Annotated in this window: 22 protein-coding genes and 1 riboswitch; of the genes, 16 read left to right on the top strand and 6 right to left on the bottom strand. The window is 64.5% G+C overall.

The window, feature by feature from the left end; genetic code table 11:
• Nucleotides 1–85: 85 nt before the first annotated feature.
• Nucleotides 86–814 carry a tRNA (guanosine(46)-N7)-methyltransferase TrmB gene (gene trmB / locus VF769_RS16245; protein WP_414731785.1) on the top strand — a complete coding sequence of 243 codons (729 nt, stop codon included), beginning with the start codon at nucleotides 86–88 and terminating at the stop codon, nucleotides 812–814.
• Nucleotides 815–848: 34 nt separating this feature from the next.
• Here trmB and VF769_RS16240 read toward each other — a convergent pair whose 3' ends face one another.
• Nucleotides 849–2,102: a hypothetical protein gene (locus tag VF769_RS16240; protein ID WP_331009477.1), complete on the bottom strand. Its 1,254-nt coding sequence runs from the start codon at nucleotides 2,100–2,102 to the stop codon at nucleotides 849–851.
• A 58-nt stretch (nucleotides 2,103–2,160) separates the two neighbouring features.
• Nucleotides 2,161–3,798 carry an AMP-binding protein gene (locus VF769_RS16235; protein WP_331009476.1) on the bottom strand — a complete coding sequence of 546 codons (1,638 nt, stop codon included), beginning with the start codon at nucleotides 3,796–3,798 and terminating at the stop codon, nucleotides 2,161–2,163.
• Nucleotides 3,799–4,051: 253 nt separating this feature from the next.
• Here VF769_RS16235 and VF769_RS16230 point away from each other — a divergent pair, with 253 nt between their 5' ends.
• From VF769_RS16230 to VF769_RS16160, 15 genes are all read left to right on the top strand, one after another.
• Nucleotides 4,052–4,690, top strand: coding sequence for a CPBP family intramembrane glutamic endopeptidase (locus VF769_RS16230; RefSeq protein ID WP_331009475.1), 639 nt, complete (start codon nucleotides 4,052–4,054; stop codon nucleotides 4,688–4,690).
• An 8-nt stretch (nucleotides 4,691–4,698) separates the two neighbouring features.
• On the top strand, nucleotides 4,699–5,367 hold the full coding sequence (rimP, locus tag VF769_RS16225) for a ribosome maturation factor RimP (protein ID WP_331009474.1): 669 nt from the start codon (nucleotides 4,699–4,701) through the stop codon (nucleotides 5,365–5,367).
• Nucleotides 5,364–7,007 carry a transcription termination factor NusA gene (gene nusA, locus VF769_RS16220; RefSeq protein WP_331009473.1) on the top strand — a complete coding sequence of 548 codons (1,644 nt, stop codon included), beginning with the start codon at nucleotides 5,364–5,366 and terminating at the stop codon, nucleotides 7,005–7,007. Before rimP ends, nusA begins: the two co-directional genes overlap by 4 nt.
• The gene (locus VF769_RS16215; protein WP_331009472.1) at nucleotides 6,973–7,707 is read left to right on the top strand and encodes an RNA-binding protein; all 735 of its coding nucleotides are present in this window, start codon (nucleotides 6,973–6,975) and stop codon (nucleotides 7,705–7,707) included. Before nusA ends, VF769_RS16215 begins: the two co-directional genes overlap by 35 nt.
• 30 nt (nucleotides 7,708–7,737) lie before the next feature.
• The gene (gene infB / locus VF769_RS16210; protein WP_331009471.1) at nucleotides 7,738–10,347 is read left to right on the top strand and encodes a translation initiation factor IF-2; all 2,610 of its coding nucleotides are present in this window, start codon (nucleotides 7,738–7,740) and stop codon (nucleotides 10,345–10,347) included.
• Nucleotides 10,348–10,355: 8 nt separating this feature from the next.
• Nucleotides 10,356–10,952 carry a hypothetical protein gene (locus VF769_RS16205; protein WP_331009470.1) on the top strand — a complete coding sequence of 199 codons (597 nt, stop codon included), beginning with the start codon at nucleotides 10,356–10,358 and terminating at the stop codon, nucleotides 10,950–10,952.
• 1 nt (nucleotide 10,953) lies between these two features.
• On the top strand, nucleotides 10,954–11,493 hold the full coding sequence (gene rbfA / locus VF769_RS16200) for a 30S ribosome-binding factor RbfA (protein WP_331009469.1): 540 nt from the start codon (nucleotides 10,954–10,956) through the stop codon (nucleotides 11,491–11,493).
• Nucleotides 11,490–12,449 carry a tRNA pseudouridine(55) synthase TruB gene (gene truB / locus VF769_RS16195; protein WP_331009468.1) on the top strand — a complete coding sequence of 320 codons (960 nt, stop codon included), beginning with the start codon at nucleotides 11,490–11,492 and terminating at the stop codon, nucleotides 12,447–12,449. The genes rbfA and truB overlap by 4 nt, the downstream gene beginning before the upstream one ends.
• Nucleotides 12,450–12,458: 9 nt before the next feature.
• Complete coding sequence (gene rpsO, locus VF769_RS16190; RefSeq protein WP_331009467.1) at nucleotides 12,459–12,728, top strand: 30S ribosomal protein S15; 270 nt, start codon at nucleotides 12,459–12,461, stop codon at nucleotides 12,726–12,728.
• Nucleotides 12,729–12,964: 236 nt separating this feature from the next.
• Nucleotides 12,965–15,202, top strand: a complete 2,238-nt coding sequence (gene pnp / locus VF769_RS16185; RefSeq protein WP_331009466.1) for a polyribonucleotide nucleotidyltransferase — start codon at nucleotides 12,965–12,967, stop codon at nucleotides 15,200–15,202.
• Nucleotides 15,203–15,652: 450 nt separating this feature from the next.
• Nucleotides 15,653–16,132, top strand: a complete 480-nt coding sequence (locus VF769_RS16180; RefSeq protein ID WP_331009465.1) for a hypothetical protein — start codon at nucleotides 15,653–15,655, stop codon at nucleotides 16,130–16,132.
• Nucleotides 16,133–16,237: 105 nt separating this feature from the next.
• Entirely contained in the window at nucleotides 16,238–16,468 is a 231-nt protein-coding gene (locus VF769_RS16175) for a hypothetical protein (RefSeq protein WP_331009464.1), read from the top strand.
• A gap of 24 nt (nucleotides 16,469–16,492) precedes the next feature.
• Nucleotides 16,493–16,686, top strand: a riboswitch (cobalamin riboswitch).
• 26 nt (nucleotides 16,687–16,712) lie between these two features.
• Complete coding sequence (locus tag VF769_RS16170; protein WP_331009463.1) at nucleotides 16,713–17,519, top strand: ABC transporter substrate-binding protein; 807 nt, start codon at nucleotides 16,713–16,715, stop codon at nucleotides 17,517–17,519.
• A complete protein-coding gene (locus VF769_RS16165) occupies nucleotides 17,516–18,481 on the top strand; it encodes an iron ABC transporter permease (RefSeq protein WP_331009462.1) in 966 nt (321 codons plus the stop codon). The genes VF769_RS16170 and VF769_RS16165 overlap by 4 nt, the downstream gene beginning before the upstream one ends.
• Nucleotides 18,478–19,242, top strand: coding sequence for an ABC transporter ATP-binding protein (locus VF769_RS16160; RefSeq protein WP_331009461.1), 765 nt, complete (start codon nucleotides 18,478–18,480; stop codon nucleotides 19,240–19,242). The genes VF769_RS16165 and VF769_RS16160 overlap by 4 nt, the downstream gene beginning before the upstream one ends.
• Here VF769_RS16160 and VF769_RS16155 read toward each other — a convergent pair.
• The 4 genes from VF769_RS16155 to VF769_RS16140 all read right to left on the bottom strand — a co-directional run.
• Complete coding sequence (locus VF769_RS16155; protein WP_331009460.1) at nucleotides 19,239–21,038, bottom strand: long-chain-acyl-CoA synthetase; 1,800 nt, start codon at nucleotides 21,036–21,038, stop codon at nucleotides 19,239–19,241. The genes VF769_RS16160 and VF769_RS16155 overlap by 4 nt on opposite strands.
• A gap of 48 nt (nucleotides 21,039–21,086) precedes the next feature.
• Nucleotides 21,087–23,075, bottom strand: a complete 1,989-nt coding sequence (locus tag VF769_RS16150; RefSeq protein WP_331009459.1) for a response regulator — start codon at nucleotides 23,073–23,075, stop codon at nucleotides 21,087–21,089.
• 236 nt (nucleotides 23,076–23,311) lie between these two features.
• The gene (locus tag VF769_RS16145; protein ID WP_331009458.1) at nucleotides 23,312–23,941 is read right to left on the bottom strand and encodes a hypothetical protein; all 630 of its coding nucleotides are present in this window, start codon (nucleotides 23,939–23,941) and stop codon (nucleotides 23,312–23,314) included.
• Between the two features lie 213 nt (nucleotides 23,942–24,154).
• A partial coding sequence (locus VF769_RS16140) for a hypothetical protein (protein WP_331009457.1) occupies nucleotides 24,155–24,559 on the bottom strand: 405 nt, incomplete at its 5' end.

Below are 24,559 nucleotides of genomic sequence, written 5' to 3'. Positions count from 1 at the left end.
CCAGGTGTCAGGTGCCGGGTGTCAGCGTGCATTATCAGATATAGGACGGCGGGGCGAGATCGCGCCACGGCATGGGAGCTGACACCTGACACCTGACATCCGACACCTGCGAAGCTATGGCCGCATCAAGGCTCGCACCCTCAAGCCGCGCCAAGCCGGTCTGGTCGAGACGCTGCTGCCGCATCTGGCCGTCCCGGAGGAGGGCGCGCTGGATTGGGAAGAGCTGTTCGCGCCGGTGGCCGAGGATGTCGGCCTTGCGCCCCCGACAGCCCCACTTCCTGCTGAACCTAGCGCCCAAATCCTCGAAATCGGCTTCGGCGGCGGCGAGCACCTGGTCTCCCAGGCCACCGCTCATCCCGACCGCCGCTTCATCGGCGTCGAGCCGTTCTTGAACGGCGTTGCCTCGTGCCTGCGCCACATCGAGGAGAGCGGCGCGCAGAACATCCGTCTGCACCAGGGCGACGCGCGCGATGTGATCGCGCGTTTGCCCGATGCGTCGCTTGATCTCGTCTATATTCTTTTCCCCGATCCCTGGCCGAAGACGCGCCACCACAAGCGCCGCCTGATCCAGCCGGAATTTCTGGGCGACCTCGCGCGCGTCATGAAGCCCGGCGCCGAACTCCGCTTCGCCACCGATTGGGCCAATTACGCCGCCTGGACGCTCGAACATCTCATGCGCGACCGGCGCTTCACTTGGCTCGCCGAACGCGCCGAAGATTGGCGCCAACCTTGGCCCGGCCACGTCACCACCCGCTACGAAGAAAAGAAACTCGGCGATTGCGCACCGATCTGGCTGCGATTCGTGCGCCGCTGATAACGGTTAGCACCAGCCGCTTATTTGGAGGCGGCTATCGCGGCATGACTCTGTGGGGTCCCGTCGAAGAAGTGGGCATCAACGGAACGTGTGGATCGGTTGGCTGTATAGAAGGAGCGTTCGTGGTCAATGCGGACACGCGTGCCTCAAAGACGAGCACACCTCGGTCGTATATCTCCAGTGTGTCTCGATTGTCCCAAGCCTCGTTCGCAGGTCGAGCACCCCTTCTGAGGTGTCTGCTTATGACCTGCGCGAAACGCGATCCGTCCTCGGAGATGTCGGCGCCACCGGTGCGCCCCGCGCCCTCTGGCAAGGCAGGCGTCTCGAATAATTCGCCAACGCCCTCTGCGTCGTAGGCCATGTAGCCGTAGAGCAATTCCCGCGTCGGGCGGCGTGGCATTCCTCGCGTGTCGTACCAATCAGTGACGTTTTCATTGCTCAATGAAACGTGCGTGATCACGCGGCCATCGTTCGTAGGGCGCATGCCATGAGCGCCCTCGAGCGCGCCGCTCGCCGGGAATGGGATCGGCCAGTTGGGCAAAAGCTCGCCAGGCGCCAACCTGAACGAAAACACATCGCGGATCTCGCGCCGCCATTGCCAGGACCATCGATTGCGTTCGTCGTTATCCGCCCAATAATAAGACACCTCTGCGTTGGGCAGGGTGCGGATGAACACCGGGTCTAGCATCCCTCCGATGTAGAGTGCGCCAACGCGATCGTAGAAGATGTCTCGGGCGAAACTCACGTGACCTTCAGAGCGCCGCACCGCGCGGCCATCAGTCGTAGTGCGCTCGAAAAGTGCGTAGGCCATTGAAGAGGGGCTGTACGGCGGGTCACCCAATATGACGCCCTCAAATGCCGCGAGCGTCGTCCCGTTTGACGACAATACCGGATGTCGAACGTGGGGAATATTCGCGAGCAAGACCAAGGGGGACTCGTCGCGCGGCCGCAGACGCCAAACACTCGATCCATAACCGCCCAGCACACTTGCCGCACCTGTTACAAACGTGAGTTCGTCGCCATCAGGAGACCAGGCAAGATCTCCCAGATCGCTGTGACCCGCTGGGGCGCGAACAATGATGGCCCGCCTCGCGCCCGTGTCGAACAGCACGAACTGCGTCGCAGGCGAACTCATAAGCGTGAACGCTACGAACGCACCGTCCGGTGACATCGCCATAGTCCCCAAGCCGTGGCACGAATCCGCGCGTGGGCAAGGGTAAGGTTGCGCCAAAACGATGCTTGGATACGCCAGAACCCATACAGCCAGGATAACAACCAGTCGCAGCATGCGAGGAGCCTAACCTTGTTTCCCGATGACGCATTGGGCCAGAAGCGGTAGAATTCCCCTACCCGCCCAGCGCTTCCAGCGCCCGTGCTTTGACGGCCTTGTAATCGAGTTTGCCGTTCGGCGCGCGACGCAGGGAATCCACCACCACGAGCGCGCGGGGCGCTTTATAGTCCGCCAAGTGTTCGCGCACGTGCGCGGCGAGTTCGGCAAGTGAGGGCTCGCGCGCGTCGGCCTGCAGCTCCACAACGGCGCAGATGCGCTCGCCGAAACGCGGATCGGGCGCGCCGATGACGGCGGCGTCGCGGATCGCGGGATGGCGCTTCAACGCTTCCTCGACCTCTTCGGGAAAGACCTTTTCGCCGCCGGTGTTGATGCATTGGCTGCCGCGCCCGAGCAGGCGTAACGATCCGTCCGCCTCGACCGTGGCCCAATCGCCTGGGATCGACCAACGCTTGCCTTCGATGAAGGCAAAGGTGCGCTTGGTTTTTTCGTCGTCGCCATAATAGCCAAGCGGCATATGTCCGCCGACGGCGACGAGGCCGCGTTCGCCAGAGCCGGGCGCCACCCGCCGGTGATCCTCGGTGAACACCGCGCATTCCGGGCCGGCGATGAAAGCGGCGGTCTGGCTTTCGCCGGCGGCGGTCGACACCGACAGCCCCATGCCCACCGCCTCGCTGGAGGAAAACGCGTCGGTCAGCATCGCCTGCGGCAGGAAACGCAACAGCGCGTGCTTGTTCTCTTGGCTCCACATCGCGCCGGACGATCCGATGCTGGTGACGCACGACAAATCCCAGCGGCCGGGGTGGCGCTCCAACGCCTCAAGCATGGGCTGCGCGAACGGCAAGCCCACGATGGCGAGCGAGGTAACGCGATGACGCGCCACTTCGTCCCACAATTCGACCGCGTCGAAATGCCGGCTCGGCAACAGCGCCACCGCGCCGCCGGCAAGCAGCGTCATGAGCGCGCTGAACAAGCCCGTGCCGTGCATCAGCGGGCAGGCGACCAAGCCGATGCGACGCGGATAGGCCGCGATGCGCTCGGCCGCTTCCTCGGGGCGCGCCAGCGGCGGCACGCCGAGCAAGAGCGAGCCGCCAAAGCCGGTGACGCCAATCTGATCCTCTTGCCGCCACATGACGCCTTTCGGCAGGCCGGTCGTGCCGCCGGTGTAGAGGATCAGGAGATCGTCATTCGATCGCCCCCACCGCGCCAAGGTCGGCCGCGTCGCCGGCACATCGACGACGATGCGCGTGTAGTCCTCGGCCCAAGGCGGCGCGCTGAAACCCGGCTCTTCCACCGCGATCCAGATTTTCACTTTCGGCAAGCGCGCACGGATGTCCTCGATGCGCGCAGCGAAGCCAGCGTGAAAGACGACCGCTTCAGCGTCGGCATTATCGAAGAGATAGAGAAGCTCATCGGCCGTGTAGCGATAATTCACGTTGAACGGCGCCATGCCGACTTTGAACGCGGCGTAGGTCGCGGTCAGATATTCCGCGCAATTGTGGAAATAGATTCCGACCTTGGCGTTCTTCTCAAGGCCCGCCGCCAGCAAACGCGCCGCTAGCGCGTCCGCTTGCGCATCGAAGTCGCCCCACGACAGCACGCGTTCGCCTTGCAGCACCGCCGGCGCCTGCGGCTGCATCCGCGCGATTGGCTCCCAGGCGTTAGCGTAGGACCAGACGATGGCGTTCTCGGTCATAAGCGCGAGCCTAGCCAAGCGCCGATCCGCCGTCACCCTAGAGGCTTTGCCAGGGCGCGCGTGTTCGCGTGTGCAGCAAACGCGTCCCTTTGCCTGTTGCGGTCGCGCGCGGCGCCAAAGCCGCCATCGGCATCATGCCTTCCCACTTGGAGTTGGCCCACGCGCCCGTGACGCATCCAATACCACCGACCTCCGCATCTTTGTGAATGACGTGGCGTTGCATCGAACGCGCTGTCGAATTCGGGAGGGTGCTGTGAATCTCGTTCAACGGGCGACGCTCATCGTCGCGGCGGCGGCGGCTTATCTTATTGGCTTTTGGCCGACCTGGCAGCTTCGCGACCTCGTGCTGCAGGCGTTTGGCAATCCTGCCTATGAAGGCGTTTGGATTCTTATCCCGCATGTTTTTCTCTATTCGACTCTGCCGGCTTTGTTTTGCGTCGCGGCTTGGTTCGCTTTCACGCGCTTAGGCTGGATGCCCGCGCCGCGATTTTCGCTGCGTTGGGCCACGTTCGGCTGGGGTTTGGGCGCCGGCCTTATCTCGATCGCGGTGCTGGTGGCGTTCTTTTTCGCGACCGGTCAGGCTGGCGCCTTCCACGCGCCGCGCGTCGATCCGTGGTTGGCGACGGCGAATGTCTTTTCGAATTTCTATGAGGAGTTCATTTTTCGTGGCTTCATCCTCGTGGCGCTGACGGCCGCGCTCGGCTTTTGGCCCGCCGCTATTCTCTCAAGCCTCGCTTTCGGCGCCACACATGCGCAATATCCGCTGGCGCTGCAGGGCTTGATCGCGGCGCTTGCGTTGCTCTGGGCGTGGGCTGGCAGGCAAGGCGGTGGCTTGCTGGCGCCGTACACGGCCCACATGTCGCTCGATTGGCTGGTCGATCCGATCCTCTGACAGGGGGCTTGGCTCCGCGCCTCAAACCCGCTATATCGACCGCCAACATCGCTGATGCCTCCGATGGAGGTTCAGCGGCGGAGCCCCGGGCTCCGCCGCTTTTTTGTTACTCGAAGGAGCCGCTCCTGCGCGCCACCAACCCTGTCGAAGAGCGCGTCATTGCGCTGATCGAGCCGACCGCCGCCGGTCTCGGCTACCGGATCGTGCGCGTGCGTCTCTCCGGCAATCGTCGTAAACGGCTGCAAATCATGGCCGAGCGCGTCAGCGACGGCTACATGGGCATTGACGATTGCGGCCGTCTCTCGCGCGCTCTTTCGCCCGTATTCGACCTCGAGGACCCGATCCAAGGCGAATACGACCTTGAGGTCAGTTCGCCCGGGATCGACCGCCCGCTGATGCGGATCGAGGATTTCGAACGCTTCAAAGGCTATCTCGTGAAGCTCGAAACCGCGCAGATGATCAACGGCCAGCGGCGCTATAAGGGCGAGATCGCGGCCGTCGACGGCGATGAGATCACGCTCGCCACCGAGCACGGCGAAGTGAAGCTGAAATTCTCCGCGCTGTCGGATGCGCGCCTCGTGCTCACCGACAAGCTGATCGAAGAAGATTTGAAACGCGCCAAAGCGGCCGAGGCCGCCGCTGGCGCTGAAGGTTCTGACGAAGAGGAAACACCATGAGCACCGGCATTTCGGCGAACCGGCTTGAAATCCTGCAGATCGCTGACGCGGTCGCGCGCGAAAAGTCGATCGAAAAGGACATCGTCATCCAGGCGATGGAGCACGCGCTGCAGAAGGCCGCGCGCTCGCGCTACGGCGCCGAACACGACATCCGCGCCACCATCGACCCGAAGACCGGCGAGATGGAGCTGAAGCGTGTCATGACGGTGGTGGACGACAGCGTGCTCGATCCGGAAACGCGGCCCTTCAATCCCTCCACCGACATCATGCTCAATGTCGCGCTGAAGTCCGACAAGGAAGCGGTCGTCGGCAAGGAATATGTCGAGCTGCTGCCGCCGATCGAATTCGGCCGCGTCGCCGCGCAGACTGCCAAGCAAGTGATCAATCACGAAGTGCGCGAAGCCGAGCGTGAGCGCCAATACAACGAGTACAAGGACCGTATCGGCGAGATCATCAACGGCGTCGTGAAGCGCGTCGAATTCTACAACGTGATCGTCGACCTCGGCCGCGCCGAAGGCGTGATCCGCAAGTCCGAAGGCATCCCGCGCGAAAATCTCCGCGTCGGCGACCGCACGCGCGCCTACGTCTATGATGTGCGCCGCGAAACCAAGGGCCCGCAAATCTTCCTGTCGCGCGCGCGTCCGGAATTCATGGCCCGCCTGTTCGCGCAGGAAGTGCCGGAGGTCTATGAAGGCGTCATCGAAATCAAGGCCGCCGCGCGCGATCCAGGTTCGCGCGCGAAAATCGCCGTGCTTTCGCATGATTCCAGCATCGACCCCGTCGGCGCTTGCGTCGGCATGCGCGGCGCCCGCGTGCAGGCGGTGGTCGGCGAAATGCAGGGCGAGAAGATTGATATCATCCCGTGGTCGCCGGATCCGGCGACCTTCATCGTCAACGCGCTGCAACCGGCGGAAGTCTCCAAGGTCGTGCTAGACCCGGAGGAAGCGCGCGTTGAAGTCGTGGTCGGTGAAGCCCAGCTTTCGCTCGCCATCGGTCGTCGCGGCCAGAACGTGCGCTTGGCCTCGCAGCTCACCGGCTGGTCGATCGACATCTTGACGGAAGCGGAAGAGTCCGAGCGCCGCCAGAAGGAATTCGCGGCGCGCACCGAACTCTTCATCAAGGCGCTGGAAGTGGACGAAATGTTCGCCCAGCTGCTCGCGTCGGAAGGCTTCGAAACCGTGGAGGAGATCGCCTATGTCGATTCCATCGAGCTGGCTTCGATCGAAGGCCTGAACGACGAAATCGCCGAAGAGCTCCAGACCCGGGCGCAGGAATATCTTGAAAAGCTCGCCGCCGAGCTTGAGTCCAAGCGCGTCGCCCTCGGCGTCGCCGATGACCTCAAGGCCGTGCCGGGGCTCACCGCGCCGATGCTGGTCACGCTGGGCGAGAAGGGCGTCAAGACTCTGGAAGATTTCGCCGGCCTCGTCGGCGACGACATCCGCGGCTATTTCGAGACCAAGAACGGCGAGCGCGTGCGCGAACCGGGCGTGCTCGAAGACTATCAGCTGACGCAAGAACAGGCCGACGCGTTGGTGCTCAATGCACGTATCGCGGCCGGCTGGATCGAAGCGCCGCCGGAAGAGGAAGTCGCTGAAGGAGAGGCGGATGAACTCTCCACCGTCTTCCCAGACCGCGGATGAGGAGACGCGCCGCGGCCGGGAACGCCGCTGCGTCGCCTCCGGCGAATCCTACCCAGAAGCCGCGCTGATCCGGTTCGCGCTTGCGCCGGACGGCGTGGTGACGCCCGACGTCGCGGCGAAATTGCCGGGACGCGGCGTGTGGGTGCGCGCCGAGCGCGCGAGCGTGGAACTCGCCGCGCGCAAAGGGGGCTTTGCCCGCGGCTTCAAGACTCAAGTGAAAGTTCCCGACGGGCTGGCCGATCTGGTCGAGAGGCTGCTGATGAAGCGGTGCCTCGATCAACTCGGCCTCGCCCGCCGCGCCGGCGCCATCGCCTTGGGCGCCACGCAGGTTGAAACGGCGATTCGCGCCAGACCGCCTTTTCTGCTGATCGAAGCCGAAGATGGCGCCGAAGAGGGTCGCGAAAAGCTGATGAGCCTCCATATAGGACTCTGGGGCAGGCCGCCGCGCGCGGTTGGCTGCTTCCAATCCACGGATTTGGGCGTGGCGCTGGGGCGGGAACGTGTGATACACGCTTGCCTGCTTCAAGAGCGCTTGGCGGTGGGCTGGGCGGCGGAAATCAGCCGCCTCGCTGGCTTTCGCACCATCGTTCCAGACTCTTGGCCCGATTCCTGGCGCTCTGTGTCGTGGAAACTGGGCGGCGCGGATGCTGGATCAACCAGCGCTGGGCCGGCGACACCGACATTGGACGACCGCGCGTGACGACGTTTTTAGGATTGGCAACTCGACTGCATGTCTGACGGCAACGAACAGAAAGACACTCCCTCCGGCCGCAAGCCGCTGACGCTGACCCGCACGACGAGCACGGGGACGGTGCGGCAAAGCTTTAGCCATGGCCGCACCAAGCAAGTGGCCGTCGAGGTCCGCGAAAAGCGTTCGATCAACCGCCCTGGCGCTGGCGGCGCCGCCGCGCCGAGCGCGCCCGGCCCCGGCGTACCGCCGCCGATCCGCACCGCCCGCGCGACTCCGGCGCCTGCCGAACCGGTGGCCCCGAAGCCCCAGCCGGGCGGCGTCACCGATGATGAAGCCCGCCGCCGCGAGGAAGCAGTTCGTCGCGCGATGGCTGAACGCGAAGCGCGCGAACAGCGCCTGCGCGCCGAGGAAGAACAACGCCGCGCGCTCGAAGAGGCGCAACGCAAGAAGGCCGCCGAGGATGCGGCGCTGGCCGCCGAAGCCGAGGCGCGTCGCCGCGCCGAAGCTGAGGAGGAGGCCGCTGCCGCCGCGCCCGCCGCCGCCGCGCCGCAACCCCAACAGCCCGCCGCGCCGGAACAGCCGAAGCTCGGCTCGCCCGTGCCGCGCCCGAACGCGCCGCCGCAACGCGACACCGCGCTGCTCGACGAACTGGGCGGCCGTATCAAGTCCGCGCGCAAGCCGTTGCCGACCGCGCCAGTGAAGCCGGCCAAGAAGGGCCAGCCGCAGCGCCGCGAAGGCAAGCTCACGCTCGACATGGTGGAGCGCATCAGCGAGGGCGATGACGATCGCGTCCGTTCGCTGGCGGCCTATCGTCGTGCGCAGCAAAAGGAAAAAGAACGCCGCGCGAAAATGATGGGCGGCGGGGGCGAGCGCGAACAGATCAAGCGCGAAGTCATTATCCCGGAAACCATCACGGTTCAGGAACTCTCCAACCGTATGGCCGTCCGCGTGGCCGACATCATCAAGTTCATGATGCGCCAAGGCCAGATGATGAAGCAGAGCGACGAGCTCGATGCTGATACGGCCGAACTCATCGCCACCGACTTTGGCCACACTGTAAAGCGTGTCGCCGAATCGGACGTTGAGGAAGGCCTCGCCGGCGACATCGTCGACACCGACGAGAACCTGCAGCCGCGTCCGCCGGTCGTGACCATCATGGGCCACGTCGACCACGGCAAGACTTCGCTGCTCGATGCGCTGCGCCAAACCGACGTTGTCTCCGGCGAAGCCGGCGGCATTACTCAGCATATCGGCGCCTATCAGGTGCGTCTGGAAAACGGCCAGCGCGTCACCTTCCTCGATACGCCCGGCCACGCCGCGTTCAGCGCCATGCGCGCCCGCGGCGCGCAAGTCACCGACATCGTCGTGCTCGTTGTGGCCGGCGATGACGGGGTCATGCCGCAAACGGTGGAAGCCATTCAGCACGCCAAAGCGTCCGGCGTGCCGATGATCGTCGCCATCAACAAGATGGATAAGCCGGACGCCAATCCGGACCGCGTGCTCAGCGAACTGACGCAACACGACGTCATCGTTGAGCAATTCGGCGGCGACGTGCAGGTCGTGAAGGTTTCGGCGCTGAAGAGGACTGGCCTCGAAGACCTGATCGAGCAAATTCTGCTGCAAGCGGAAGTGCTCAATCTGCGCGCCAATCCGGATCGCGCGGCGGAAGCGACGGTGATCGAGTCGAAACTCGACAAGGGCCGCGGCACCGTGGCCACGGTGCTGGTGCAGAAGGGCACGCTGAAGCGCGGCGACATCGTCGTCGTCGGCGCCCAAACCGGCCGCATCCGCGCCATCTCGAACGAGCGTGGTCAGCAGCTGCAAAGCGCGGGGCCATCCGAGCCCGTGGAGATCATGGGTCTCGAAGGCGTGCCGGAGCCGGGCGACAATCTGAACGTCGTCGAAAACGAAAACCGCGCGCGCGAAGTCGCGAGCTACCGCGCCCGCACCAAACAACGCCAGCGCGCTGGCGGCGGCAAGTCGGCGGCGACCTCGCTTGAATCCATGATGGCCAAGTTCAAGGATTCCACGGCGAAGGAATTGCCGGTCCTGATCAAGGCCGACGTCCAAGGTTCGGCGGAAGCGATCGTCGGCTCGCTCGAAAAGCTGGCGCACGAAGAGGTCCGCGCCCGCGTGGTGCTCTCCGGCGTCGGCGGCATCAACGAATCCGACGTCCAGCTTGCGAAGGGCTCGGGCGCGCCGATCATCGGCTTCAATGTCCGCGCCTCGAAGGAAGCGCGCGATCTGGCCGAGCGCGAAGGCGTCGAAATCCGCTATTACAACATCATCTATGACCTGATCGACGACATCAAAGGCGTCATGTCCGGCATGCTCGCGCCGCTCACGCGCGAAACCATGCTCGGCAACGCCGAGGTCCTGGAGGTCTTCAACATCTCCAAGGTCGGCAAGGTCGCCGGGTGCCGCGTCACCGATGGCGTGGTCCGCAAAGGCGCCAAGGTCCGCATCTTGCGCGATGACGTGGTGATCCAGGAAATGGGCGTGCTCACCACGCTGAAGCGCTTCAAGGACGAAGTCGATCAAGTGGTCTCCGGCCAGGAATGCGGCATGAGCTTTGGGCCGTTCCAGGACATCAAGCAGGGCGACGTGATCGAGTGCTTCAACGTCGAAGTGGTGCAACGCTCGCTCTGAGGCGTGGGATGATGCGTCGGGTTGTTCTTGCAGCGGTGGCGGCGCTTGGCCTGATGGCCGGCGCCTGCAACCGCACTGCCGAAGAGGCCGAAGGCCCGCGCGTGCGCACCACCACCATCGTCGAGCCGGAAACGCGCGTGGACACGGTGCCCCAGGAAGAGCCGGCGGTGGCGCGTACGCAATGGCGCGCCACCAGTGACGCCGCCCGGTCCATCACCGGCAATCTGCGCGTGAGCATCGAAACGCGCCGCGGCGGACCGCTCATCTTCGCCTTCGCCAACGGCATCACTGTGCGCGCGCAACCCTACAATGTGGTGCCCGCGGATTCGCGCTCGGGCGTGGGCGGGCAGAGCTTCGCCGCTGTTCTCGGCGGTGATCCGCGCGTGGACGTGTATCTTTATCGCGTCGAGCGTGAGAACGTGGCGCCCAGCGCTGGAGACGGCGGTCTGTGCGGCGGTCGCCGCACGCGCCACATGGCGGTGAGCGAGTTCGTCGATTCCAGCGGCCGTTGGGTGTTCAAGGTCGCGGCCTTCCAAGGCGAGGCGGGACCATCCTCGGGCGCCGATCCAGAATTTTGCAACGCATTCGCCTTCGTGGCGCAGTAAAATGAAACGCAAATCCAAAGGACACGATCACGGCCACGGGCCGTCGCAACGCCAGTTGCGCGCCGCCGAATTGGTGCGCCACGCATTGGTCGACGTGATTGCGCGCGAAGATCTCCGCGATCCCGATCTGAAGGGCGTCTCCGTCACCATCGGCGAAGTGCGCGCCTCGCCGGATTTGAAGCATATGACCGCGTTCGTCTCGGCGCTCGGCCCCACCGATCCGCGCGTCATCGCCAATGCGCTCACCCGCAGCGCCGGTTTCCTACGCGGCCGTCTCGCGCGTTCGATCGATCTCAAATTCACGCCCGAGCTGCACTTCCAGCCCGACGTCTCCTACGACGAAGCCCGCCATATCGACGAATTGCTCGCCAGCCCCGAAGTGGCGCGCGATTTGACTCCTCCCCCGCATGCGGGGGAGGTCGCGAGCGAAGCGAGCGGGAGGGGGCAAGTCCGTCAGCCATCCGCGCAGTCCCCCCTCAGTCACGCTGCGCGTGACAGCTCCCCCGCCAGCGGGGGAGCAGTTGGAGACGACGACGCATGAGCCGCCGCAAGAAGGGCGACGACGTTTCCGGCTGGGTGGTGCTCGATAAGCCGGACGACATGACGTCGACGCACGCCGTGTCCGCCGTGCGCCGCATCTATAACGCGCAGAAGGCAGGCCATGCCGGCACGCTCGACCCGCTCGCCTCCGGCATCCTGCCGATCGCGCTGGGCGAAGCGACCAAGACCGTGCCTTGGCTGATGGAAGCGGAGAAGACCTACCTTTTCACCGTCAAATGGGGCGTCTCGACCGACACTCAGGACCGCGAGGGCAAGGTGATCGCCACCAGCGACGTGCGGCCAAGCGCCGACGCTGTTCGCGAAGCGCTCAAAGCCTTTGTCGGGCAGATTCAACAAATCCCGCCGCAATTCAGCGCCGTGAAGGTTGATGGCGAGCGCGCCTACGATCTGGCCCGCGACGGTGAAACCGTCGAATTGGAGCCGCGCACCGTCGTGGTGCACGAGGCGGACTTGGTAAACACCGAGGGCGACGACCTCGCCACGTTCCGGGTTCGCTCTGGAAAAGGCTTTTATATCAGGGCCATGGCCCGCGATCTCGCCGCGGCCTTGGGCGCGGAAGGCCATGTCTGGCGGCTCCGCCGCACCGCCGTCGGCCCCTTTACAGAAGCCGAATCCGTCGCCCTCGACGCGCTCGAGGATTTGCGCCATAAGGGCGCCGCGTCAGAACGCCTGAAACCCGTTGAGACCGCGCTGGCCGACATCCCGGCGCTGGCCATCAATGGTGAGGACGCGTTCAAGCTCAGACAAGGACGGCCCATTGTTCTCCTTCCGCATGTGATGGAGGCGCTGAAGCCGAAATTCCGCGAACGCACCATCGCCGGGCAGGACGCCTCCCGTGCGGTGGTCGCCTTGTTTCAAGGCAAAGCGATCGCGCTGGGCGACGTGCGGGCCGGCAAGTTTTCGCCGACCCGCGTCTTCCACCTTGCAGACCAATAGGAGTCCGCGATGTCGATTACCGCTGAGCGCAAAGCCGCGCTCATCAAAGACAACGCCAAAACCAAAGGCGACACCGGTTCGCCGGAAGTACAGGTTGCGATCCTCTCCGAGCGCATCGCCAACCTCACCGAGCACTTCAAGACGCACAAGAAAGACAACCACTCGCGTCAGGGCTTGCTCAAAATGGTTTCTCAGCGCCGTCGTTTGCTCGACTACCTGAAGAGCCGCGATGCGGCGCGCTACCAAGCGCTCATCGAAAAGCTGGGTCTGCGCCGCTAAGCGCAGATCGTCCTCTCCTCGCAAGGGGAGAGGACAGCGCTCGCTTGCGAGCGCAGGTGAGGGGTGCTGGCGCCAACGCGTCAAACCTCACGCATTCACCCCTCATCCGACCGCTTGCACTGCAAGCGGCCGCCTTCTTCCATCGCGGAGGAAGGATGACGAAACGCAACAGAATCCGCTGTTGCGCATGTACGCACGGCGATCAGGCAGGGGCCTCATCGCCTGGAGTTAGATGTATGTTTGATATCAAATCCGTTTCCATCGATTGGGCGGGCCGCCCACTCACGCTCGAAACCGGCCGCGTTGCGCGCCAGGCTGACGGCGCCGTCTACGCCACTTGGGGCGAAACCGCGCTGCTCGCGACCGTTGTGTATGCGAAGGAAGCGAAGCCCGGTCAGGACTTCTTCCCGCTGACCGTGAACTACCAAGAAAAGTATTTCGCCTCGGGCCGCATTCCCGGCGGCTTCTTCAAGCGCGAAGGCCGTCCGACCGAGCGTGAAACGCTGCTGTCGCGCCTGATCGACCGCCCGATCCGTCCGCTGTTCGTCGATGGCTTCAAGAACGAAGTGCAAGTCATCATCACGGTGCTTTCCTGGGACAATGAGAACGAGTCCGATCTGTTGGCGATGGTCGCCGCCTCGGCCGCGCTCACCATTTCGGGCGTGCCGTTCATGGGTCCGATCGCCGCCTCGCGCGTGGGCTGGATCGACGGCAAGGCCGTGCTGAACCCGACCATCGCGCAAATGGCCACAAGCGATCTCGACCTTGTCGTCGCCGGCACCGCCAACGCGATCATGATGGTCGAGTCGGAAGTGAAGGAACTCACGGAAGCGCAAATGCTTGAAGCGCTCTCGCTCGCGCATAAGGGCATGCAGCCGGTGATCGACGCGATCATCGATCTCGCCGAAAAGGCTGGCAAGGAGCCGTTCGACTTCACCCCGCCGGATAATGCCGAGCTGAAGAAGAAGATATTCGATCTCGTCGGCGCCGATCTCTCCGCCGCCTACAAGATCACCAAGAAGGATGAACGTTACGCCGCCGTCGGCGCGCTGCGCGACAAGGCCAAGGCCGCGCTCGTGAAGAGCGACGCCAATCCGGACGGCGTGGACGCGAACGTCCTGAAGGAAGTCTTCAAGGAAGTCGAAAGCGACGTCGTCCGCTCGCGCATCGTCAAGGAAAAGGGCCGCATCGACGGCCGTCCCGTCGACAAGGTGCGTCCGATCGAAAGCATGGTGGGCTTCCTGCCGCGCACGCACGGCTCGGCGCTGTTCACGCGCGGTGAAACGCAAGCCATCGTGGTCGCCACCCTGGGCACGGCCGAAGACGAGCAATTCATCGATGCGCTCTCCGGCACGACCAAGGAGCGCTTCATGCTCCACTACAATTTCCCGCCCTATAGCGTCGGTGAAACGGGCCGCATGGGCGGCGCCGGTCGCCGCGAAATCGGTCACGGCAAATTGGCGTGGCGCGCGATGAAGGCGGTTCTGCCGTCCGCCGAGCAATTCCCGTACACGGTGCGCCTCGTTTCCGAGATCACCGAGTCGAACGGCTCGTCCTCGATGGCCACGGTGTGCGGTTCTTCGCTCGCGCTGATGGATGCGGGCGTGCCGATCTCCGCGCCGGTCGCCGGCGTCGCGATGGGCCTCATCCTCGAAGATTACGGCTACGAAGTTCTGACCGACATCCTGGGTGATGAAGATCACCTCGGCGACATGGACTTCAAAGTCGCCGGCACGGCCAAGGGCATCACCTCGCTGCAGATGGACATCAAGGTCGCCGGCATCACGCAGGAGATCATGCAGGTGGCGCTGGATCGTGCGCACGCCGGCCGTATGCACATCCTCGGCGAAATGGCCAAGGCCATGGACGCGCCGCGCGGTGAAGTTGGCAAGAACGCGCCGCGTATCGAGCAGATCAAGATCCCGGTCGACAAGATCCGCGACGTGATCGGCACCGGCGGCAAGGTCATCCGCGAAATCGTGGAAAAGACCGGCGCCAAGGTGAACGTCGAAGACGACGGCACGGTGAAGGTCGCATCGGCCAATGCCGACTCGATCGAAGCCGCCATCAAGTGGATCAAGTCGCTGACGTCCGAACCGGAAGTCGGCCAGATCTACGAAGGCAAGGTCGTGAAGGTGATGGAATTCGGCGCCTTCGTGAACTTCTTCGGCGCCAAGGACGGCCTCGTTCACGTCTCCCAACTCGCGCGTGAGCGCGTGGAAAAGCCGGGCGACGTCGTGAAGGAAGGCGACACCGTGAAGGTGAAGCTCTTGGGCTTCGACGATCGCGGCAAGGTGCGCCTCTCGATGAAGGTCGTCGACCAAGCCACCGGCGCTGACCTCACCGCCGAGCTCGGCGAAGAGGCCGAAGACAAAGGCCCGCGCGGCGATCGTGGTGAGCGCGGCGACCGCGGCCCGCGTCGCGACCGCGGCGATCGTGATCGCCGTCCGCGCCGCGAAAGCTCGGGCGACTAAGCCTCAAGCGAAAACGCAATACGAAAGCCCGTCGCGCAAGCGGCGGGCTTTTTTGTTTTTGGCGCCGCGCGGATTTGGATACATGGGCAAAATCGGGAGCGGCACATGGATTGGACGCAAGTTGGAGTAGCCGGCGTTGCTGGTGGGCTTTCGGCGTTGCTTGGCTCGTTGATAGGCGCGCTCGTTGACAGAGCCCTGAAGCCAGAGTCGGCTGGTTGGCGCGCTAGTAGGTGGCTGCCAATCGCCTTTGCCATTGTCGGTGCGCAAGTCGCAGGTGCCGTCTTTAGCAGTTACCAGTCGTCACCCTCACGCGTGGAGGCTGAAATGTTGAGTGACGAGAGAATAGGCGCTCTTGCGTCAGCGTGGCGCGATGCGGAGCCAGAGACGTTTTCGAGGTTCATCGACGGCGTTTCAAGGGCGCTCCGCGAGGGGCAGAGCCGTGATGAGGCGGTGAACGACCTTCGAGTGGGCCTATTGGGCGCCGCCACCGGACGCGTGAGATATCTGGATGACGCCAGCGCAGTCGAAACCGCAAGAATTGCACGCGATGAATATGCGGAGCTGGCGGCGTCGCGACCACAGATATGTCATCCGATGTTCAATGGTGGTGCGTTTGGCGATGTCACGCCGTATTTGAGCGAGCCATTGTTGCGGCGCGAGTTGGATGTGTTGACGGAAGCCTTTCGCGCAGACACCTCAATCGAACGACGTACGCTTACCGGCGCGGAGTTGGAGATCGCGATTGGTCGGGCGCTGGATGGCGTGCGACACAACGTTGGCGACGATGTCGGCCTCTTAGCGCCATCCGCTTCGCTAGTTGGTCGAGAAGCTCAGTATTGCAGAGCCGTAGCAAGTTTTTTCGCAAGCGTCGCAGCGATGCCGGAATCGGAGGCCGCAGCTCTCATGCGGGGCCTTCGAACCCTTCAATAGCTTTTGGTTGACAATGCGCGCGAACTTCGCACGAGGGCGGGCGTAGGCGCTCCGAATAGCCATTCTTGGTCACAAAGCGGACCGGATTCGCGCTAAGCTCATGCCATGTCCGCGCTCATTATCGTCGCGCGCTTCGCCTCGCGGCCGGAAGCGATTATCGCGCAATCGCTGCTGCGCAGCGAAGGCATCGAGACGCTGATGCCGGATTTCAACGTGCTCATGGCGGATTTCGACCCGAGCATGATGGAGCACGGCTGGCGTCTGCTGGGGCGGGAGGAAGACGCAGCCCAGATCGAGGCGATCCTGCGCGATGCGCAATTACCGGACGAGGGGTAGGCATTTGCCACGTGAGCGCCGGTCCTGTATCGACACAGGGTCGGTTCCCTCAGCGGGGATCAAAAGGGAACGCGGTGCAAATCCGCGGCTGCGCCCGCAGCTGTAAGCGGCGAGTTCGAGGCCAAAACCACTGGCGATCCGGTCAAAGGATCACCGGGAAGGGGCCAAAGAACAACGACCCGCGAAGCCAGAAGACCTGCCGACATGAAAGCTCTTGGTCCGGGATGGGGCCGAAGGAGGTCATGTGCGTTGGGTTCTCTGCGCGTTAGCGCTTGTTTGTGCGTGGCCCGCCGCGGCCGAACCGCGTCGCATTGTGTCGCTGGATTATTGCGCCGACCAATTCGTGCTGGCGCTCGCCGATCGCGATCAGATCGCGGCGCTCTCGCGCGGCTCGCAGCGTGACGATTCCTATTTCCGCGCCCGCGCCCACGGCATTCGCCAAACGCGCGGCACGCTTGAAGAAGTGCTGGCGCTGCGTCCCGATCTCGTCGTCCGAAATTGGGGCGGGCCGTGGGACGCCGAGCAAGTTTATGCGCGCTTCGGCATTCCTGTGCTCCAAGTCGGCGACACGCCCACCTTCGCGCAAGCCCGCGAAGATGTGATCGGCGCCGCCCGCGCGTTCGGGCATGCGGATCGCGGCCAGGTCATCGCGCGCGATCTCGATATTCGACTCGCGCGTCTGCAAGTCCACGCGCCGCGCCAACGCCCACCCGTGATGTATCTCTCTTCGTACGGCGGCGTGCCGGGCTCGGGCGTGTTGATGGATGATGTGATCCGAAGCGCGGGCGGTCGCAACGTGCGCACGGACGCCAGCTGGACCGTGCTGCCGCTTGAGCGCATGATCACGACGCCGCCCGCTTTGATCGCGTTGGGCTTCTTCGATACCGGCCGCAGCGCTGTGAACGCCTGGTCGCCCGCGCGTCATCCGGCCGTGCAACGCGCGCTCGCGGAGGCGCGCACGATCGATCTGCCGGCTGCCGCGATTTCGTGCGAAGCCTGGTACGCGATCGATGCGGCTGAAGCGATCGCCGCCGCCTTGCGCACGCCATGAGCGCGGCGCTTCGCACAAATCTTGCGCTCGTCGCATTGAGTCTCGCGGCGCTGTTCGCGGCCCTTTGGCTGGGGCCGACGCCGCTCGCCACGCCATTCGCCGACGATGAAGCCACGCGCACGATCATTTGGGACATTCGCTTGCCACGCGCGCTCGCGGCTTGGCTGGTCGGCGCCGCGCTCGGCTTGGCAGGCGCTGCTTTGCAGGGTTTGCTGCGCAATCCGTTGGCCGATGCCGGCGTGCTCGGCCTATCAGGATTTGCCGCGCTCGGCGCTGTGATTGCGTTCGCCTTCGGCTTCGCCACGTTCGCGCCGGCGCTCGCGGTGCTGTTTGCGCTTGGCGCGTCGCTTGTTGTGGTCGCTATGGGTTGGGCGGCGCGAGGCCCGGCGAGTTTGGCTTTGATTGGCGTGGGCCTTTCCAGTTTCGCGGGTGGGCTCATTGCGCTGGCCTTGAACCTTGCCCCCAATCCCGGCGCGCTGGCGGACTTGGTGAATTGGACGCTCGGCTCGGTTGAAGCCCGCTCCTATGAACATGTCGCGCTCGTCGGCGTGCTCTTCCTCATCGGCGCCGGCTTCATCTTCGCCGCCGCACGTGGGCTGCAAGCTTTGACGCTTGGCGAAGAAGCCGCCGCGGCGATCGGCGCCAATATCACGCGAACCCGCAGCCTCGTTGTGCTCGGCGCCGCCGCTTGCACTGGCGGCGCAACGGCCGTGGCGGGGATTATCGGCTTCGTCGGCATCGCCGCGCCGCATTTTGTCCGCGCTGTCGCCGGTCACGATCCGGCCCGCTTGCTTTTGCCGAGCGCCTTGGCCGGGGGCGTCATGTTGGTCTGCGCGGATATCGCAGTGCGCCTCTTGCCAACGGATACGGAACTTAAGCTCGGCGTCGCCGCGGCGCTGATCGGCGGACCAGTGTTCGCGCTGATCGCCGCGCGTCTTGCGTCGCGGGGAGGCGATGGATGAGCGCGCTGCTGGAGCTCGACAAGATCAGCGTGAAATTGCGTGCAACGCACGCGCTGAACGGCGTATCGCTCAGAGTGCAGCGTGGCGAAATCATTGCGCTGCTCGGTCCAAACGGCGCGGGCAAAACGACGCTGATGCGCGCCGCGCTGGGGCTGATACCAGCCGCAGGCGCACGCGCGTTGGGCGGCGCCGATCCCGCGAAACTCACCAATCGCGAACGGGCCCTGCGCGTCGCCTATCTGCCGCAACGGCCGCAATCGATCTGGCCGATCAGTGTGGAAGCCTTGGTCGCGCTCGGGCGTTTCGCGCATGGCGCCGCGCCCGATCGATTGGGCGCGGAAGATCAAGAAGCTGTCGATGCGGCGATCGAAGCGTGTGGATTGAACACGCTTCGTGCGCGCGGCATGGATGAAATCTCCGGCGGCGAAAAAGCGCGTGCGCACTTGGCGCGGGCCCTGGCGCAGCATGCCCCTTTGTTGATGCTGGACGAACCCAGTGCGGGGCTCGATCCGGCGCAAGCACTGGCGGTGGCCGAAATTCTTCGCGCGCATGCCGCGAAGAATGGGGCTGTTGTGTTTTCGACTCATGACATCGGACTCGCCGCAAGCGTCGCGCGCCGCGTGGTGCTCATGCATGAGGGACGCGTGCTGACCGAAGGCGAGCCAGAGAAGGCGCTGACACGCGACGCGCTGGAAGCGGCTTATGGCAGGCCGGGTCGGCTCGAACGCATTGGCGAATCTTACGTCGCGCTGTTCCGCTAGAGCTTGAACGCGCCGGCTTGGATTTGCGCGTACAGCTCCGGCGTGACGCGGACATAGTCCTGCAGTTCCGGGTGATCGAACCAGATTTCGTGTTCGCTTTTGTGCGGATCGAAGCCATCGCGCACGAGATCGACCTTGCGATACTTGAATGTGCCTGTGGTTTCGATCGCAGGCTGGATGCGGATGAAGATCGGACGCGCATAGGCCGGTAATTCGCGCGCGAGGAAGCCACGGAGATTGCCAAGCTCAAAGCCTTCGCCGGGCGTGATGGCCGCCATGCCGGCGCGGCCGTCGAGCTTGCCGACGGCGACGCCATAGACGTTCGCTTCCTCGACCCCTTTGAAGCGCGCGATCACTTGCGCCACTTCGGTGGTGGAGACGTTTTCGCCCTTCCAGCGGAAGGTGTCGCCGATGCGATCGACGAAGTAGAAATAGCCGTCCTTATCCTGACGCATCAGATCGCCGGTGCGGAACCAAGCGTCGCCCTTTTCCATGACGTCGCGCAGGATTTTCTTTTCTGACGCGGCTTTGTCGGCATAGCCCGTGTAATTGTGGCGGGCGTCATCCTTAATCAGCCCGACGGCTTCTCCGGGCTCGCCGAGATCGGCGAGCACGCAGAGGCCGTTTGCGTCACGCACCGGCATTTCAGCTTCGACGTCGAATTTGACAAGACGCACCGCGAAATTGCGCTTCAGATAAGGCGGCACCCGGCCAATGGCGCCGGCATGACCGTCGAAATTGAACATCGACACGTTGCCTTCGGTCGAGCCGTAGAATTCGAGAATGCGCGGCACGTTGAAGCGTTGTTGGAACTCGGTCCACACTTCCGGACGCAGACCATTTCCGAAACCCAGGCGTAGGCGATGCGCACGCTCTTTCGGATGCGCATCGGCGTTCACCAGATAGCGGCATAGCTCGCCAATATAGACGAACATGGTGCATGCATTATCGGCGACGTCGTCCCAGAAATGCGTCGTCGAGAATTTGCGCCGCAGCACTACCGTGCCGCCCTTCAGCAAGGCCGCGCCCACGCCGCAAAGCCCGCCCGTGGCGTGATAGAGCGGCAGCACGCAATAGATTCTGTCGTCCGCTGTCGCGCCCGTGGCCGCCGCAAAACTGCGCATATAGAGCTCGGCGCGCATGTGGGTGATCTTCGCGGCTTTCGGCATGCCGGTGGTGCCGGAGGTGAAGATATAAAGCGCGACGTCCTTGGCGGTGAGGCCGGCGCGGCGCGCGGCGGCGGGGCGTTCGGGGGCGTTGCGCGGTTCTTTCAAATCAAGCGCGCGCTGGTTTTCGCCGAGTGCGCTGGCGGCGTCGATCACCCAATAGGTGAGCGGGCGGGCGAGGCCGGCCCGGAGCGTGCCGATCGCGTCAAGGCTCTCGGTGTCGGTGATGACGTGATCGGCGTTTGAAATGGAGAGGCAGTGCGCGAGCGCCGCGCCGGTGAGGTTGTTGTTGATGAGCGCCGCGGCCACGCCGACCTTGGCGAGCCCGATCCAGGCGGGCACGTACTCGGCGCGGTTCGGCAACAAGAGCGCGACCGTGTCGCCCCGCTGCAGACCTTGCGCGTCGGCCCAGGCCGCGAAGCGATTGGCGAGCCCGTCGAGCTGGCGATAGGTGTAGCGTTCGCCTTCGAAGATCATAGCCGTGTGGTCGGCGAATTTGTCGACCGCGCGTTCGAAATCGTCGCAGACGAGCACGGGCGAGTCCGGCTTGATTTCGCGCACCGACCAGAGTGTGCGTGCAACGCCGTTCAGAAACCGCAGCTCGCGCCGAATCGCGCCCGTAATGCTCATCCATCGCCTCCGCGTCGAACATAAGGTTGTTCGCGATGGAGCGAAACCTCAGGACGACGCGAAAGAAGCGCGCACCGCCTCCAGGAGCGTGCGCTCGTCGAAGGGCTTGCGCAGAAGGCGCGGGCGCGCCGCGGATTTTTCCAGCGCCTCCGCGTCGGCCCAGCCTGAGATGATCAAGAGCTGCATGTTCGGCTGACGCTTGCGCGCCTGCTCCGCCAGTTCGAGCCCAGTCATCGCCGGCATCGAGAAATCGGTGATCAACAGGTCAAAACGGTCCGCATCGAGCTTGCGCAGCGCAGCGCCGGGATCGCCGGCCTCAGCGGCGTCGAAGCCCGCATCGCGCAAGGTTTGCGCCACGAAGCTGCGGACGCCGGCTTCATCGTCGACCACCAGAACCTTCTGACCATTGCCGCGCGGCGCAGGCGGCGCGGGCGCCGCGTCGACATCGGCGGGGGCGCTCGCCGCCTCGGTGCGGGGCAAGAGCAGGCGGACGGTCGTGCCGCGCTCGGGGGCGCTGTCGATCTCGACCTGGCCGCCGGACTGACGTGCGGCGCCGAACACTTGGGCGAGACCGAGGCCGGTGCCTTTGCCGGCGGGCTTGGTGGTGAAGAACGGCTCCATCGCCCGCTCCGCCACATCGCGCGGCATGCCGAAGCCGGTGTCGCTGACGGCCAGTTCGATGAATTCGCCCCGCGCATCCGACGGGCGTGTTGAAATGACGATGCGGCCGCCGTTCGGCATCGCGTCGCGTGCGTTGATGACGAGATTGAGGATGGCGAGTTCGAGTTGGTTGGCGTCGGATTTCACCCAGCGCGCGTCCGGCGCGAGGTCGAAGTCGATGGTCACGTCCGCGCCGACCGAGCGGCGCAGCAATTCCTCCATGCCGGGCGCCAATTGATGCAGATCGATCGGCGTTAATTCCATGCGCTTGCCGCGCGAGAAGGCGAGCAATTGCTTGGTGAGCTTATCGCCGCGCTTGGCCGCGTCGAGCATATGGTCGGCGATCTCGCGCTGCTTGGGATCCTCGATGCGCTTCAACAGCATGTTGAGGCCGCCGATGATCACGGTGAGCAGATTGTTGAAATCATGGGCCACGCCGCCGGTGAGTTGACCGATGGCTTCGAGCTTTTGCGTCTGCGCCAAACGCTGTTCGGCTAGGCGACGCTCGGCGATATCGCGCAGCGCCCAGGCAATGATGCCGGCGGCGAGGATCAAGGCGAGGACGATGCCGACAATGATGGCGGCGTTGGAATAGGCGCGGGGCCGTTCGATCAGCGCCGAGGCGATCGCGACATGGGCCGACCAGCCGGTGAGCGGGGAGACGAAATAGGCGCTGTGATTGCGAAAGCCTTCATAGGTCACGCCCTCATAAACGCCCGACACTTGGCCGCTCGCCACGGCGTCGCGGACATATTGGGTGGCCGGCGTGGCGACGCGTTCGGATTGTTCGCGGCTGCGGGCGATGAACAGGCCTTGGCGATCGACCAGGGCGGCGATGGAATCCTCGGGCAGATTGGTCATCAAGATGTCGCGAAAGATTTCCGGATCGATCGCGACCGTCAGCAGATAGCGCGCATCACCGCCGATCGGCTGATAGAGATAGGCGCACGGACAGAAACGGCCTTCGCGACTGATGCTTTCCCGGTCGGCGATCGCCGCATCGAGCGGGGGCTGAGCATTCGAATAGGGACGAGCGAGATTGAACATCTCCGTGTTCGTCCGCGTATCGCTGATGATGACATTGCGCCAATGCGGATTGAGGCTCATCACTTCGCGGGCGCGGGCATAGGCCAGCGGCCAATCGCGCGCATCGACCATTTCGGCGGTCGCCAGCACGCGCATCACGGCGTGATCGGCTTGGACTTGCGCCTCGGCCAGGCGGACGATGCGTTCGGCGCGGCCCAAGGCGAATTCGGCGACGTTCTCGCGCTCGCGCTGCAAGGCGAACACAATCTGCAGCACCACGAGCAAAACGATCGGCAACGCCAAGGCGGCCGCGATCAGCGCGTTCGAACGTAATCCCTGAAAAAAATGCAAAAAGTCCAACCTCGCGCGGCGGACTCTAGGGACGGCTCAGGCCCGCGGCAATCCGGGAACCTCACGCGATCGCGCTGGGAAAGGCCGCGACCACGGGCAGAAGGGCTAAAATCAACGTGATCAGAGATGATGCGGGCTTCATCATGCGCCTCCTTGGACAACGCGCATGGCTTTACGCATCGCTGTTTGCAGCGATGTTGCGGACGCGTTGCGGATTTGCGGCGATTTAGCGGCGCTCAGCTTGAATCGAGCACCGGGCGCGGCGGCGGGCGCCACGCGCTCTTGGCCGCCTTGGTCAATTCGTGCAGCGCATCGCGGCCGACCGTGGCGGTGATCGCGGCGGAGGCGCGCAGGATCGCACGCGCGCGACGCGGCGCGGCGCGCAAGCGGCGGGCGAGCCGCGCCGCATAGGGGCCGGGATTGTTGCAGACGCGGATGAGCGCTTCGTACCGCAGTGCGAGCGGCCAAGCGTCGACGATGTGGCGCGGCGTGAACAGACGCTTCTTCGGCCGCCAGAGGCGCAAAGGCCTGTGCTGTGACGGCACAGCGCGAAATGACACACGCCACGCCTGCGGTTGATCGGGAAAGCAGGCGACGCGGGCGCGGACTCTGGCGGCGCGTTTGGCGCGAGGCTTGCGCGGCGGCGCCGGTGTCGCCGCGGCGGCTTCGATCATCAACAGACGGCGCAACAGCGCTTCACCCGCCGCGATCCAGGTCGCGAGCTGCTTGTAGGCGCGCGCCTGGCGATGCGGCGCCTGGGCGATGTCCTCGGGATTGCCGAAGAGCGCATAGAGCGCCTGCATGAACGCTTGCGCGATCAGCCAAAGCGCGCGCGGCGCGTGGCGAGGGGGCGGTGTGTCTGACATTTCGCGCCAAGCCTACGGGCGCGCGAAAGGGGTTGAATAGATTTTTTGCGAACCCTCTCCCGCAGTGCGGGAGAGGGCAGGGTGAGGGGCCGGCGCCGGCGTGGAATGTTCAGACGTGTCCAGTCGTTCGCCCGCGCGTCGTTTTGAGAAGCCGGCGCTCCACCCTCACCCTGCCCTCTCCCTCCCAAGGGAGGGAGAGGGTTCTCTGTCGCGCTAGTTCGCGGCGTCGCCTTCGGGGAAGGCGCCGGCGTAATCCATGAAATGGCGGCGCGGCGGGTTCACCGCGCGCAGGAAGCTCAGCGCGTGTTCTTCGGCGATTTCTTTCGACGGAAACGCGTCGGGGCCGGCGTGGATGCCGGGAAAGATGGTGCCGAGACGCCAAAGGTCGAGCACGCGATAGACGCGATAATAATTGCGCCAGCGTTTGGCCGGCGGGGCGTGCGTGCGCGCTGCGGGTTTGGTCTCCAGCATGCGGGATAGGTCGGGGCGGGGCGGGTTTGAGTCAAGCGGCGGTGATTGGCGTCCCTTCTCCCTCACCGGGAGAAGGGACGGGGAGATCGGTGTGCGCTTGTCGCGCGTATCAGGCTCACATTCAGGGAGCGTGTTGATGCGGGTGGC

Origin of the sequence: Vitreimonas sp. (assembly GCF_036392335.1) — a bacterium.
Lineage (GTDB): Bacteria > Pseudomonadota > Alphaproteobacteria > Caulobacterales > Aquidulcibacteraceae > Vitreimonas.
The sequence above is the reverse complement of the archived record's forward strand: the minus strand, read 5'-3'. Positions and strand labels throughout refer to the sequence as shown.